The organism is Pseudomonas paraeruginosa PA7 (assembly GCF_000017205.1).
In the GTDB taxonomy this organism is placed as follows: Bacteria; Pseudomonadota; Gammaproteobacteria; order Pseudomonadales; family Pseudomonadaceae; genus Pseudomonas; species Pseudomonas paraeruginosa.
Genome location: NC_009656.1, coordinates 2,908,148 through 2,923,893, shown reverse-complemented (window position 1 = coordinate 2,923,893; position 15,746 = coordinate 2,908,148). Strand labels below are relative to the sequence as shown.

General features: G+C 69.1%; 2 protein-coding genes (1 of these 2 cut by a window edge). Both read right to left on the bottom strand.

Features of this window, described 5'->3' with window-relative positions; all coding sequences use genetic code 11:
- Positions 1-3,249: the 5' end (the start) of a non-ribosomal peptide synthase/polyketide synthase gene (locus tag PSPA7_RS13610; RefSeq protein WP_012075664.1), read on the bottom strand. The gene continues 11,727 nt to the left of window position 1, outside the view; 3,249 of the gene's 14,976 nt are visible here — the first part of the coding sequence; the start codon lies at positions 3,247-3,249; the stop codon falls past the left edge of the window.
- Positions 3,250-15,660 (bottom strand): non-ribosomal peptide synthase/polyketide synthase, encoded by a 12,411-nt coding sequence (locus PSPA7_RS13605; protein ID WP_012075663.1) that lies wholly within the window; start codon positions 15,658-15,660, stop codon positions 3,250-3,252.
- Positions 15,661-15,746: the final 86 nt, after the last annotated feature.

Here is a 15,746-nt window from a genome sequence, read left to right as displayed (position 1 = left end):
CTCGAACAGGGTGCGCAGCGGCACTTGCAGGTCGAGGCGGCGGCGTACCCGGGAAACCACCTGGGTCACCAGCAGCGAATGGCCGCCCAGCTCGAAGAAATTGTCGTCCCGACCGATGCGCCCGAGCTTCAGGACCTCGCTCCAGATCGCCGCCATGGCCCGTTCCAGCTCGCCTTCGGGCGCGACATGGGCGTCCCGGACCGCGTTCGCGTCCGGCAGCGGCAGCGCCTTGCGGTTGATCTTGCCGTTCGGCGTCAGCGGCAGGCTCGCCAGCAGCAGCATGTGCGCCGGCACCATGTAGTCCGGGAGAACCGCCAGCAGGCTGTTCTTCAATGCGCTGCGCAGCTCCTGCTGGCGCGCCGACTCGGCACCGACCAGCGCGGCCTCGGCGGGCACCAGGTAGGCCACCAGGATCGACCCGGCCGCGCCCGGCTGGGCGACGACCACCGCCTCGCGCACGCTGTCCTGCTCCAGCAGGCGCGTCTCGATTTCGCCGAGCTCGATGCGGAATCCGCGGATCTTCACCTGGTGGTCGATCCGTCCAAGGTATTCGATGACCCCGTCGGCGCGGTAGCGCGCCAGGTCGCCGGTGCGGTACAGGCGCGAACCGTCGGCGGCGAACGGGTCGGGCAGGAAGCGTTCGGCGGTCAGGCCGGGGCGGCGATGGTAGCCACGCGCCAGTCCGTCGCCGCCGATCAGCAGCTCGCCGGCGACGCCGGGCGGGCATGGGTTCATTTCGCTGTCGAGGATGTACAGCGCGGTGTTTGCCAGCGGCCCGCCGAGGAACGGCCGGGCCTCCTCACCGAGGCGGAACTGCGCCGACCAGATCGTCGTCTCGGTCGGCCCGTAGAGATTCCAGGTCGACGCCGACAGTTCGCGCATGCGCGCCGCCAGGTCCTCCGCCAGCGCCTCGCCACCGCACAGCAGGGTGCAGCCACGCAGCAGGTCGACACGCTCGCTGTCGCACAGCATCCGCCAGGTCGCCGGGGTCGCCTGCAGTACCGTGACGCCCTGTCGCTCGACCAGGTCGAGCAGGGCTTCTGGGTCCTGGGCCTGTTCGCGGCTGGCGAGCAGCACGCTGGCGCCACGCGCCAGCGGCACGTAGAGCTCGAGGCCGAAGATATCGAAGGAGAAGGTGGTCACCGACAGCAGGCGGTCCCGCGCCAGCATGCCCGGTTGTCGGGCGATGCTGCAGACGAAGTTGGTCAGGGCGCGGTGGCGGACCATCACGCCTTTCGGCTGGCCGGTGGAACCGGAGGTGTAGATCGCGTAGCAGAGACTGTCGGGCGCCTGCGGCAGGTCCGGGTTTTCCGCCGGGTAGCCTTGCACCAGTCGCTCCAGGTCATCGAGCAGCAGGCTTCGCAGCCCATCCGCCCGCGGCAGGCGCGCCAGCACGCTTTCCTGGCTGAGCAACAGGCGCAGCCCGCTGTCATCGATCATGTACTGCAGGCGGTCCGCGGGATACTGCGGGTCCAGCGGCACGTAGGCGCCACCCGCCTTGAGCACCGCCAGCAGGGCCACCACCATGGGTACGCCGCGCTCCAGCGCGATGCCGACCAGTACATCGCTGCCGACACCCTCCTCGCGCAGGCGCCAGGCCAGGCGGTTGGCCAACGCATTGAGTTCGGCGTAGCTCAGGCGTTCCTCGCCGAACAGCAAGGCCGGCGCGTCCGGGGTCAGGCCGGCCTGGGCCTCGAACAGGCGATGCACGCCCTGCCCGGCGGGATACTCGCTCGCCGGCAGGCGGCTGCGTTGCAGCAGCGCGGCGCGCTCCTCGGCGTCGAACAGCGGCAGGTCGCCGAGGCGTCGCCGCGGCTCGGCGACGATGGCCTCGAGCAGGTTGCGCCAGTGGCGCGCCAGGCGCTCCACGGTCGTGGCCTCGAACAGGTCGGTGGCGTAGGTGAACTCGGCGTGCACGCCCTGTTCCGACTCGTAGGTGTCCAGGGTCAGGTCGAACTGCGCGCTGTGCGCGCCCCACGAGAGGTCCTCGACGTTCAGCCCCGGCAACTGCGCTGCCAGCGACTGGCGACCTGCGGAACCCAGGTTCTGGTGGTTGTACATGGCCTGGAACAGCGGGCTGTGGCTGAGACTGCGCTCCGGCTGCAAGGCCTCGACCAGTTGCTCGAACGGCAGGTCCTGGTGGGCCTGGGCGCCGAGCGCGGCGACACGGGTCTGCTGTAGAAGGTCAAGGAAAGGCATCTGCGCATCGAGGTCGGCGCGCAGCACCTGGGTATTGACGAAGAAGCCGATGAGCCGCTCGGTCTCGACCCGGTTGCGGTTGGCCACCGGCACGCCGACGCGGATGTCGTCCTGGCCGCTGTAGCGATGCAGGAGCGCCTGGAACGAGGCCAGCAGGAGCATGAACAGCGTCGCCCCTTCGCGCTGCGCCAGCGCCTGCAACTGTCGGCCCAACGCCTGCGGCAACCGCAGTTCATGGCGCGCGCCACGGTAGCTCGGCAGCGCCGGGCGCTGGCGGTCCGTCGGCAGTTCGAGCACGGTCTGCCCTCCGCCCAGCCGCGCCATCCAGTACTCCAACTGGCGCTCGCGTTCGCCGGCCTCCAGCCAGTGCCGTTGCCAGATCGCATAGTCCGCATACTGGATCGGCAAATCGGGCAGCGTCGCCTCGATGCCTTGGCGGCGCGCGCCGTAGAGGGCAATGAGCTCCTCCACCAGTACCCGCATGGACCAGCCATCGGCCGCCGCATGGTGGATGGTCAGGGTCAGCACGTGATCGTCGGCCGCCAACCGCAACAGGCGCGCGCGAAGCAGCGGCCCGTTACGCAGATCGAAGGGCTGTTGCGTCTCGCTTTCAACGAAGGCGCGAATCTGCGCCTGCGCGTCGTCGCCGCTCGCCAGCGTGACCGGGACGGGTAGGTCGACCGACGCCAGCACCTGCTGGCGGAAGCCATCCAGTTGTTCGTCCTCGACGAACACGGTACGCAGGCTCTGGTGGCGCTCGACGATGGCGCCCAGGCTGGCGGCCAGCGCCTCGACGTCCAGTTCGCCACGCAGGCGCAGCGCCGAGGGAATGTTGTAGGCAGCGCTCTGCGGGTCCATCTGCCAGAGGAACCACTGGCGCTCCTGGGCATAGGACAGCGGGATGCGCTCGAAGGCCGAGGCCACCTCGGGAATCGGCAGGTTGGCCGGCGTCACGCCCTCCTCCTGCATCTTCGCCAGGTACAGCTTGCGCTTGTCGAGGGGAAGCGTGATGAAGCGCCGGGCAACCCGCAAAGCTACGCTCATGTCCATTCAGACTTCCTCCATTTCATCAAGCAGGGCTTCCAGCTTGTTCAGTTTCGATGTGTCGACCTGCCCACCGGCCTTCTCCAGATTGCTGACGAAAAGCCCCAGGGTCGGGAATTGGAACAACAGTTGGGGGGTGAGCTTCATGCCCAGCTCCAGTTGAATGCGCGAAATCACGTTGATGGCCAGCAGCGAGTGCCCGCCGAGTTCGAAGAAATGGTCGTCGAGGCCAACCCGCTGGAGCTTCAGCACTTCCTGCCAGATCGCCGCGACCTGGCATTCCAGCTCGCTGCGCGGCGCCACGTAGGCTTCCTGGAGGAGACTGGCGTCGGGCGCCGGCAGCGCCTTGCGGTCGACCTTGCCGTTGGGGCTCAGCGGCAGGCGTTCGAGGAACAGCAGGTGCGCCGGCACCATGTACTCGGGGAGGCTGTCGCGCAGCAGGGCCTTCAGCTCGTTGCGCAGCGCGGCCTGTACCTCCAGCGTGGCGCTAGCCAGCGCTTCCGCTTGCGGCACCAGATACGCCACCAGTTGCGCCCCGGCAGCGCCCTCGACGGCGATGACCAGGGCCTCGCGCAGCGCCGGGTGCTCGCCGAGGCAGGCCTCGATCTCGCCCAGTTCGATGCGGAAGCCACGGACCTTGACTTGATGGTCGACCCGACCGACGTACTCGATCACCCCGTCGGCGCCGTAGCGTGCCAGGTCGCCGGTGCGGTACAGGCGGCCGCCGCCCTGCTCGTCGAACGGATCGGGAATGAAGCGTGCGGCCGTCAGGTCGGGACGCTTGAAATAGCCGCGCGCCAGCAGCTCGGCGCCGATCACCAGCTCGCCGACCGCACCGACCGGTGCCGGTTGTCCGGCATCGTCCAGCAGATAGATGGCGCGGCCTGGCAACACCTTGCCGATCGGCATGGTCGCCGGGATCGCCATGCTGCCATCGACGTAGGGCGCGCAATCCAGGGTGGTGACGGTGACGGTCGCCTCGGTGGGGCCGTAGGTGTTGAGCAGGCGCACATGCTCCAGCCCGGCGGCCTTCCATGCCAACAGGCTTTCCGGTGGCATCGCCTCGCCCCCGGCGTGGACCTGACGGAGCGCGCCGTAGTCGCGCACGCCCTGGTTGGCGAAGTCCTTGGCCAGCATATTCCAGTAGGCGGTGGTCAGGTCCACCGTGGTGATGCGTCGCTCGACGATCTCCCGGTACAGCGTCTCGCTGTCCCAGATCTCGGTGCCGCGCAGCACCACCGAGGCGCCGCAGGCCAGCGGCGGATAGAGCTGCTCGACGAAGCCGTCGAAATTGAAGGTGGAGAATTGCAGCACCCGGTCGTCCGGCCCGATGCCGAAGAACTCCAGCGACACGTGGGTATGCCGCGACAGGCTCTCTCGGCTGATGCCGACGCCCTTGGGCCGGCCGGTGGAGCCGGAGGTGAACATCACGTAGGCGAGGTTCTGCGGATGCGCCCGCGACTGCGGGTCGTGCGCCGGACGGTCCTGCCAGTCCCGTGCCCGGTCGAGCGCCAGGCAGGCGATCCCGGCGGCCGCTGGCAGGCGTTGCAGCAGGTGGCTCTGGCTGAGCAACAGGGCGATGCCGCTGTCCTCGATCATGTAGCCGAGGCGCTCCTGCGGATATTCCGGGTCCAGCGGCACGTAGGCGCCGCCGGCCTTGAGCACCGCCAGCAGGCTGACGATCATTTCCAGCCCGCGCTCGACGGCGATCCCCACCAGCACGTCCGGTCCCACGCCCAGTTCGATCAGGCGGTGGGCCAGGCGGTTGGCCTGGGCGTTGAGCTCGCCGTAGCTCAGCTGGCGCTCCTCGAAGAGCAACGCCACCCGCTCGGGCTCCATCGCCGCGCGGCTGGCGAACAACTGCTCGACGCTGCGCTGGTCCGGATAGCGTCCCGGGTTGCGCCCCCAGTCGAAGATCGCCTGGCGCTGCTCCGCCGCTTCCAGCAGCTGGAACTCGGCCAGGCAGGTGCTGGCCGGACGCTCGACCATCTGCGCCAGCAAGTGCGTCAGGTGGCGATCCAGGCGCTCCACGCCGGCATCGTCGAAATGCTCGCGGTCGTAGGCGAACTGCAATTCCAGACACTGTCCCAGGCTCACACTGAGGGTCAGCGGATAGTTGGTCTGCTCGTGGTTGCCCACGGTGCCGAAGGCCAGACCTTGCGAGGCCTGCTGCTGGAGCATCTGCGAAACGGGGTAGTTCTCGAACACCAGGATATTGTCGAACAGCGCCTCGCCGCCCTGCCCGGCCCAGCGCTGGATGTCGTACAGCGGCGTGTGTTCGAATTCGCGCAGGGCCAGGTTCTCGCCCTGTACCGCCTGCAGCCAGGACGCCAGGCTCTGCTGCGGAAGCGGGGTAGCGATGACCGGCAGGGTGTTGATGAACAGGCCGATCTGCTCCTCGATCCCGTTCAGTTCCGCCGGGCGGCCGGCGACAGTGGCGCCGAAGGCCACGCTGTCCTGTCCGGTATAGCGTTGCAGCAACATCAGCCAGGCGGCCTGGACCAGGGTATTGAGCGTGACCTTCTGCTCGCGGGCCAGTTCGGCCAGGCGCCGGGTCTGCTCGCCATCGAGTTCGCGCGACAGTTCCGCGTAGCCCTTGCCGCGTCGCTTGGCCTGGGCGATCGACTGCCCCAGGCGGGTCGGCTCGTCCAGCCGACGCAGGCGCGGCAGCCAGAAGGCCTCGGCGAGCGCGGCGTCCTGGCGTTGCAGCCAGGCGATGTAGTCGCGGTAGCGGCCGCCGGAGCGCGGCGGCGTTTCGCCACGGTAGCGCTGCAGTACCTCGCCGAGCAGCTGCGAGTTGCTCCAGCCGTCCATCAGGATGTGGTGGTTGGTGTAGATCAGGTGATGGCGCCGCTCGTCGATCCGCACCAGCACCAGGCGCAGCAGCGGCGCCTCGCTCAGGTCGAAGCCCAGCCGGCCTTCGCCGGCGGCCAGTTCGTCGAGAGCCGCCGCCAGGTCCTCGCGACCGCGCCAGTCGAGTACGCTGAACGGCACTTCGACACGCTTGCGCACCACTTGCAGCGGCGTCTCGAAGGCGCCCTGCCAGAGGAAGCCGCTGCGCAACACATCGTGCTCGTCCAGCGCCGCCTGCCAGGCCGCGTGGAAACTCTCCGGATGCAGACCGTCGACGTCCACCCGCAATTGGTTGATGTAATCGCCGGCCTCCTGCTGGTACAGGCTGTGGAACAGCATGCCCTGCTGCATCGGCGATAGCGGGTAGAGGTCCTCGACTTCGCAGGGCGCCAGCGGCAACTGATCGAGACGCGCCTGGTCAAGGCGCGCCAGCGGGAAGTCCGAGGGCGTCAGGCCCTGGCCCTCGGCCACGCGGCAGTGGGCGATCAGCGCCAGCAGTTCGTCGCGATAGGCGTCGGCCAGGCGCTGGATGCTGGCGGTTTCGAAGCGCTCGCCGCTGAAGCTCCAGTCGATGCGCAGCTCGCCGCCATAGATGCGTCCGTTCAGCGCCAGCCAGTTGGCCAGCGGCGCGTCCGGGCTCTGGTCGTCGCCGGCGCGCTCGCCGGCCGGAACGAACAGCGCGCCCTCCTCCATGGCGAAGCTGCCGTCGAACTGGCCGAGGTAGTTGAAGGTGATGCGCGGCACCGGCAACCCGGCCAGGGCTGCCTGGCTCGCCGCGCTGCCCAGGTAGCGCAGGGCGCCGAAGCCGATGCCCTTGTTCGGCACCGCGCGCAGTTGCTCCTTGATGCCCTTGATCGACGCGGCGATGCCCTCGGCCGGGGTCAGGCGCAGCGGGAACAGGCTGGTGAACCAGCCCACCGTGCGCGTCAGGTCGATCTCGGCGAACAGCTCCTCGCGGCCATGCCCCTCCAGCTGGATCAGCGCATCGGCCTGCCCGGTCCAGCGGCAGACCACCCGCGCCAGCGCGGTCAACAGCAGGTCGTTGACCTGGGTGCGGTAGGCGGCCGGTGCCTCCTGCAGCAATTGCCGGGTCGCCTCGGCGTCCAGTGCACAAACGACCGAACGGGCATGGCGGTTGCTCTGGTCGCCCTGCGGGTCGAGGCACGGCAGGTCGCTGGAGGCGCCTTGCAATTGCCCTTGCCAGTACGCCAGTTCACCATCCAGGCCGCCGTCACCGGCGAACGCCCGCAGGCGCTCGGCCCAATCCCTGAAGGCGCTGGTCTTGGCCGGTAGCTCGACGGCCTGACCCGCCAGCAACTGCCGGTAGGCAGTCTGCAGGTCTTCGAAGAGAATCCGCCAGGACACACCATCCACCACCAGATGGTGGAAAACCAGCAGCAGGCGCTGGCTGCCATCGTCGAAAGTCGCCAGCAGGGCGCGCAACAACGGCCCATCGGCCAGGTCGAGACTGCGCTGGACTTCGTCGGCCAGCGCCCGCAGCGCCGCCAGGTCGGCGACCCGAGCGACGCGGAGCAGCGCCGCAGCGCCCTCTTCCACACCCCGGTGGCGCGCCGTCCAGCCGGCCGCCTCGCGGGTGAAGGACAGGCGCAGCGCATCGTGGTGCGCCAGCACACCCCGCAGGGCCTGCTCAAGGTGCCGGGCATCGAGCGGCTCGCGGGCTTCCAGGAGTACCGACTGGTTCCACCAGTGGCGCTCGGCGACCTCCTCGGCGAAGAAACCCTGCTGGATCGGCAGCAACGGCGTGACGCCGGTCACCGGTCCCTGGTCGATAGCCAGCACCTGCGTACCGCCCTCGGCCAGCGGGGCCAGGGCACCGATGGTCTGCGCCTCGAAGAGCATCTTCGGAGTGAAATGGATGCCGAGCTGGCGCGCACGGCTGACCACCTGCAGGGAAATGATGGAATCGCCGCCGATCTCGAAGAAGTTGTCGGCCAGGCCGACCTGCTCCAGCTTCAGGACATCCGCCCAGATCGTCGCCAGTTGCCTTTCCACTTCGCTGCGCGGGGCCTGGTAGTCGCGTTGCTGCTGGTCGGCGCTGGGCTTGGGCAGGCCCTTGCGATCCAGCTTGCCGTTGGGGGTCAGCGGCATGCGCGGCAGGAACAGCAGGTGCGCCGGCAGCATGTACTCGGGCAAGCGCTCCTTCAGCGCCTTGCGCAAGGCGTCGCGGCAGGCCGCCTGGGCACCGGCGTCCTCGACCAGCGCCGGATCCTGCGGGACCACGTAGCCGACCAGTTGCTGGCCGCTGGCGCCGGCCTGGGCGACCACCACCGCCTCGCGCACCGCCGTCTGCTCGCGCAGGCGCGCCTCGATCTCGCCCAGTTCGATCCGGAAGCCGCGAATCTTCACCTGGTGGTCGACCCGGCCCAGGTAGTCCACCACGCCATCGGCGCGGCCGCGGGTCAGGTCGCCGCTGCGGTACAGGCGGCTGCCGGGCGCGCCGAAGGGATCCGGCACGAAACGCTCGGCGGTCAGCGCCGGACGCTCCAGGTAACCGCGCGCCACGCCTTCCCCGCCCAGGTACAGCTCGCCGGCCACGCCGACCGGCAGCAGGTTCAGCTGGGCATCGAGGATGTAGCCGCTGCGATTGCCCAGCAACGTGCCGATCGGCATGTAGGCGGCGCCGCAGGCGTCGTCCGGGCGGGCTTTCCAGAGCAGCGGGGTGACCACCGTTTCGGTCGGTCCGTAGCCGTTGAACAGGTATTGCGGGCGTAGCGCGCGCCAGGCCAGGTCGTAGCTGGCCTGCGCCACCGCGTCGCCGCCGAAGCAGTAGACCCGGGCCGCCGGAGGGTTGCCGTCGCGTTCGGCATGTTCGGCCAGCTGCTGCAGGTAGACCGGCGGGAACACCGCAACGGTGACGCCGTGGCGATGCATCTGCGCGTAGGTCTGCTCCGGCAGCCACAGGCTATCGTCGCGGATCAGCACCCGCGCGCCGTTGATCAGCGGGTGCATCCAGCCTTCATGGGAGCCGTCGAAGGCGAACGACATGAAGTGCAGCTCGCAGTCCGCCGGGGTCATCTCGTAGCGCTCGCCGGTGGCCACGATGTGCGCGGCCAGCGGGCCGTGGGACACCGCCACGCCCTTGGGCATGCCGGTGGAGCCGGAGGTGTATATCACGTAGGCCAGGTTGTCGCCGTGCAGCGCCACCTCTGGATCATGGGTGGGGAAGCCGGCCCACTCCTCCTCGCGGTCCAGGGACAGGCAGGCCAGGCCGGTGGGGATCGGCAACCGCTCGAGCAAGTGGCTCTGGGTCAGCAGCAGGTGCGCGCGGCTGTCCTGCATCATGTACAGCAGGCGTTCGCGCGGGTACTCGATGTCCAGGGGCACGTAGGCGCCGCCGGACTTCAGCACGGCGAGGAAGGCAATCATGATCTCCGCGCTGCGCTGCATGGCGATCGCCACCCGCACCTCGGGCCCGACGCCGCGGTCGATCAGCGCGTGTGCCAGGCGGTTGGCCCGGCTGTCCAGCTCGGCGAAGCTCAGCACCTGGTCGTCGAACAGCACCGCCGGCGCGTCCGGCGCCAGGCGCGCACGCTCCGCCACCCGCTGGTGGATCAGCGGCGAAGCGGGGAAGCCCGACTCGCTGCGGTTCCACAGCGAATCGATCAGCACGCGCTCCTCGGCATCCAGCAGGCTCAGCTCGACCAGCGTCCGTTCGGCGTTGTCGACGAAGCCTTCCAGCAGGTTCAGCAGGTGCCGGTCCAACTGCTCGACCGCGGCATCGGAAAACGCCTGGCGGTCATAACTGTATTGCAGCGACAGACTGTCGCCGACGCCCAGGGCTACAGTCAGCGGGTAGTTGGTCTGTTCATGGTTGCTCACCGGACCGAAACGCACGCTGCCTGGCGAGCCCTTTTCCAGGGCTTCGGCCACCGGGTAGTTCTCGAATACCAGCAGGCTGTCGAACAGCGCCTCGCCGAGCCCGGCCCAACGCTGGATCTCGAACAGCGGCGTGTGCTCCTGCTCGCGCAGCGCCAGGCTGCGCGCCTGCACCTCCTGCAGCCAGTCGGCCAGGCGCATGCCCGGCTGCGGCGTGGCGACCACCGGCAGGGTGTTGATGAACAGGCCGATCTGCCGCTCGATTCCGGCCAGTTCGGCGGGCCGCCCGGCGACGGTGGCGCCGAAGACCACGGTGTCCTGGCCGGTGTAGCGCTGCAGCAGCAACGACCAGGCAGCCTGCACCAGGGTATTGAGGGTCACAGCGTGCCGCTGGGCGAATGCCTTCAGGCGCGCGGTGCGTGCCGGCGTCAGGCTGCGCTGGAACTGGCCGCCGCCGACCTGCTCGCGCTCGGCGGCGACCGCCTGGGCCAGGCGGGTCGGCTCCAGCAGTTCCGCCAGTTGCTCTTTCCAGAACGCCTCGCTGGCGCCCTTGTCCTGCGCCTGTAGCCAAGCGATGTAGTCGCGGTAGCGCCCGCCCATCTCCTGCCCGGGCTCGCCGGCATAGCGAGCGAGTACCTCGCCGAGCAACTGCGCGCTGCTCCAGCCGTCCAGCAGGATGTGGTGATGGGTGTAGATCAGGTGGTAGCTATCTTCGTCGCTGCGTACCAGCACCAGTCGCAGCAAGGGCGCCCGCTCCAGGTCGAAGCCACGCTGGCGTTCGCTCGCGGCCAGTTCGTCGAGGGCCTCGGCGAGCCCCTCGCGGCCGCGCCAGTCGTGCTCGGCGAAGGGCAGTTCGAGGCGCTTGTGGATCACCTGGAGCGGCTGCTCCAGGTCGCCCTGCCAGAGGAAGCCGGCGCGCAGGATATCGTGGCGGTCGACGGCCGCCTGCCAGGCCGCACGGAAACGCGCGGGATCGAGTCCGCAGACCTCGACCCGGAGCTGGTTCAGGTAGTCGCCGCTGGCCTGCTCGTAGAGTGAGTGGAACAGCATGCCGTGCTGCATCGGCGACAGCGGGTAGATATCCTCGATCTGCGCCAGCGGCAGGCGATCCAGTTGCTCCTGGCGCAGCGCCGCGAGGGGGAAGTCCGAGGGCGTGGCGCCAAGGTTGCCGTCCTGGCAGCAATGCTCGATCAGCGCCCGCAGCTCCCGCGCGTAGTCATCGACCAGGCGCTGGACGGTCGCCTCGGCGAACATTTCCCGGCTGAAGCTCCAGTGCAGGCTCAGCTCGCCGCCGTAGACCTGGCCTTCGATGCTCAACCAGTTGGCCAGCGGGGCGCACGGATCCTGGGCGGCGCCGGCGCTTTCCGCGGCCGGTAGCAGCAGCGCCGCTTCGTCGAACTGGCGGTCGAACCGGCCCAGGTAGTTGAAGGTGATCCGCGGCTGCGGCAGCGCGGCCAGGCGGGCCGCAGCCTCCTCTCCAGCCAGGTAGCGCAGCAGGCCGTAGCCGACGCCCTTGTCCGGCACGCCGCGCAGTTGCTCCTTGATCGCCTTCAGCGACTCGCCGAGGTCCGCGGCCGGAGTCAGGCGCAGCGGGAACAGGCTGGTGAACCAGCCCACCGTGCGGCTCAGGTCGATAGTCTCGCCGAGGTCCTCGCGGCCGTGCCCTTCGAGCTGCACCAGCACGCTGGCGTCGCCGCTCCAGCGGCAGGTCGCTCGGGCCAGGGCGGTCAGCAGCAGGTCGTTGACCTGGGTCCGGTAGGCCGCCGGGGCGTCCTGCAGCAACCGGCGGGTGAATTCGGCGTCGAAGGTCAGGGCGAGCTTGCGCTCGTGACGGTTTTCCAGGGCACCCTGGGGGTTGTCGCAGGGCAGCGTGTCCGGTGCACCCTCTAGCTGCGCCTGCCAGTAGGCGAGTTCGCCGAGGCGCGCGCCGGCCTGTTCGTGCTGCAAGCGGGTCCAGGCCTGGTAGGAACCGCTGCGCGGGCCGAGATCGGCGTCGAGGTCGGCATAGAGACGCTGCAGGTCCTCCAGCAGGATCCGCCAGGACACCCCGTCCACCACCAGGTGGTGGATGACCAATAGCAGGCGCTGGCTGCCGTCGGCCAGGTCCAGCAGCAGCGCGCGCAGCAGCGGGCCCTGCTCCAGATCGAGACTGCGCTGGGCTTCTTCGCAATGCGCCAGCACCGCTTCCGCCGACTCCGCCTGGCGGCGCCACAACGAATCGCCGGCCTGCCCGGCGTAGGCCTGACGCCAGGTGCCGTCCTCTTCGCGGAAACGCAGGCGCAGGGCATCGTGCTGGGCCTGCAGGCGTTCCAGGGCACGCCCCAGCCGGTCGCCGTCGAGCGGCTGGCGCGCCTGCAACAAGAGAGACTGGTTCCAGTGCTGGCGGTTGGCAATCGCCTGCTCGAAGAACCAGCGCTGTACCGGCGCCAGCGCCACCTCGCCGCTTGCCGGCCCCTGTTCCGCCGTCGCCGCACCCGCCTTGGCCGCCAGGGCCAGGCTGCGGATGTTCTGGTGCTGGAACAGGTCGCGCGGGCTCAGTTGCAATCCGGCCTGCCGCGCACGGCTGACCACCTGGATCGAGACGATCGAGTCGCCGCCGAGGCTGAAGAAGTTGTCGTCCAGGCCGACTCGCTCGACGCCCAGCAGGTCCTGCCAGATTTCCGCCAGGGTTCGCTCCACCGCGTTGCGCGGTGCGCTGTAGCCTGCCTGCGCCACGCTTGCTTCAGGCGCCGGCAGCGCCTTGCGCTCCAGCTTGCCGTTCGGACTCAGCGGCATCCGCTCCAGCGCCAGCCACTGCGCCGGCACCATGTATTCCGGCAGGCTCGCCGCCAGGTGCGCGGCCAGCGCTTCGCGCCAGTCGCCGCCCTCGCTCTCCAGCACCACGTAGCCGACCAGTTGCTTGCCGTCCACCGCCAGCACCGCCGCCTCGCGTACCCACGGATGCTCCAGCAGGCGCGCCTCGATCTCGCCCAGCTCGATGCGTAGGCCGCGCAGCTTCACCTGGTGGTCGATCCGCCCGGCGTACTCGATCACCCCGTCGGCGCGGTAGCGCGCCAGATCGCCGCTGCGGTACATCCGCTCCCCGGCCACGAACGGGCTGGCGACGAAACGCTCGGCAGTCAGCCCCGGACGCTGGTGGTAGCCACGGGCCAGGCCCCGACCGGCCAGGTACAGCTCGCCGAGCACGCCCACCGGCACCGGCTCCAGGTTGCCATCGAGGATGTAGCAGGCCAGGTTGGCGATCGGCCGGCCGATCGGCACCGCATCCTTGCCCTCCTCCACGCAGGTCCAGTGGGTGACGTCGATGGCCGCCTCGGTCGGGCCATAGAGGTTATAGAGGCCGGCCTGCGGCAGCTTGGCGAACACCTGCTGCTGGGCGTCCGCCGGCAGCGCCTCGCCACTGCAAACGATGCGTTTCAGGCTGGTGCAGGAGGCAACGTCTTCGTCCTGCAGGAAGGCCTGCAGCATCGACGGCACGAAGTGCAGCGTATCGACCCCTTCGCGATTGATCAGCGCCACCAGCTTCGCCGGGTCGCGATGGTCGCCCGGCGCGGCCACCACCAAACGCGCCCCGCTCATCAGCGGCCAGAAGAACTCCCAGACCGACACGTCGAAGCTGAACGGGGTCTTCTGCAACACCGTGTCGCCGACGCCCAGGCCGTAGGCCTGCTGCATCCAGCACAAGCGGTTGCTCAGCGCCGAATGGCGGTTGCCGGCGCCCTTGGGCTTGCCGGTGGAACCGGAGGTGTAGATGACATAGGCGAGGTTCTCGCCATCGAGATGAATATCCGGGTTCGCCTCACTGTAACCCTCGAACCAGGGCGCACCGCGATCCAGGTCGATCCGCTGCACGCCTCGCGCCAGCGGCAGCTTCAGGTGCGACTGGCTGAGCAGCAGCTGCACGCCGCTGTCCTCCAGCATGTAGGCCTGGCGCTCCTCGGGATACTCCGGGTCCACCGGCACGTAGGCACCGCCGGCCTTGAGGATCGCCATCAGGGCCACGACCATCTCGATGGAACGCTCCATGGCCACACCCACCAGGCGGTCCGCACCGACCCCGCGCTCGATCAGGGCATGCGCCAGGCGGTTGGCCCGGCGATTCAGCTCGGCGTAGTCCAGGCGTTCCTCGCCGAAGGCCAGCGCCGGCGCCTCCGGGTTGCGTTCGGCCTGCTCCTCGAACAGCTGGTGCACGCCGCGTTGCAGCGGGTACTCGGCCGCAGTGGCGTTCCAGCCTTCCAGCAACTGGCCGCGCTCCTCGGCATCGAGCATCGGCAGCGAGTCGACGCTGGCCTGCGGGTTTTCCAGCATGCCGCGCAGCAGGTTCTGCCAATGCCGCGCCATGCGCTCGACGGTCCGCGTCTCGAACAGGTCGGTCGCGTAGGTCAGTGCGGCGTGCAGGCGCCCGCCTTTCTCGTAGGTGTCCAGGCTCAGGTCGAACTGGGTGGTGCGGCTCTTCCAGTCGAGCGGGGCGAAACTGAGGCCGGCCACGCCGTCCAGCGCCTCGATGTCCGCCACCAGCGGCTGGTGGTTGTACATCACCTGGAACAGCGGGCTGTGGCTGAGGCTGCGCTCGACCTTGAACGCCTCGACCAGGCGCTCGAACGGCAGGTCTTGGTGGGCCTGGGCACCCAGCACGGTGTCCTTGAGCCCGGCCAGCAGGGTCGCCACCGACGTGCGGCCGTCGAATACCGAGCGCAGCACCTGGGTATTGACGAACAGGCCGATCAGCCCTTCCACCTCGGCGCGGTTGCGGTTGGCGATGGGCACGCCGACCCGCAGGTCGGTCTGCCCGCTATAGCGTTGCAGGAGGATATTGAAGCCGCCGAGCAACAGCATGAACAGGGTCAGCCCCTGGCGCCGCGCGGTGTCGCGCAGGGCTTCGGCCAGCGCCGGGTCGATACTGAACTCGTAGCGGCTGCCACGGTAGCCGGGAACCGCCGGACGCGGATGGTCGGTCGGCAACTCCAGCACCGGATGCCGCTCGCCGAGCTTGCCGCGCCAGTACTCCAGCTGGCGCTCCTGCTCGCCGGCCTCCAGCCAGCTGCGCTGCCACAGGGCGTAATCGGCGTACTGGATCGGCAAGGCCGGCAGGCCGGGCTCCGCGCCAGTCGCATAGGCACTGTAGAAACGACTGAATTCTTCGATCAGCACGTTCATTGACCAGCCGTCGGACACGATGTGATGCAGGGTCAACAGCAGCACATGCCGCTCCTCGCCCAGGCGGATCAAGCGGACCCGCAGCAACGGCCCCTCGCACAGGTCGAACGGCTGCAACGACTCGCGCTGCGCCTCCTCGCGCAGGCGGGCTTCCTGCTCGGCCTCGGGCAGGCCGCTGCAATCCTCGAAGGCAACCTCCAGCGGGCGTTGCAGCGGCGCCTGCGCCAGGCTGTCGTCGGCGCCGCGCGGGAACACCGTGCGCAGGGTTTCGTGACGCTGCACCAGGCTGGCGAACGCGCGCTCCAGCGCCTGGCGGTCCAGCGGCCCGTTCAGGCGCACCGCGCTGGGCAGGTTGTAGGCGCCACTCTGTGGCTCCAGGTGCCAGAGGAACCACATGCGCTGCTGGGCGTAGGACAGCCGATCACGCTCGGCAGAAGCCACGCCGGCCGGAATCGGGAACAGCGAGAAATCGATTCCCTCCCCTCGCAGGGTGTCGAGGAAGACCCGACGCTTCTCAACGGGCAGTTCGATAAAGCGGCGGGCGAGCTTGAGGGAATCTTCTGCGTTCATCGGTCTTCTTCCGTGCACATGGGCAGCGAGCGCGGGGCTCGGTCATTCATGTGAAACGGACGACACATCGTGAAAATTAACCGGGC

Bases quoted from the DNA above. Each gene is read 5' to 3' on its own strand.
- PSPA7_RS13605 (WP_012075663.1), bottom strand. From the start codon at position 15,660: ATGAACGCAGAAGATTCCCTCAAGCTCGCCCGCCGCTTTATCGAACTG.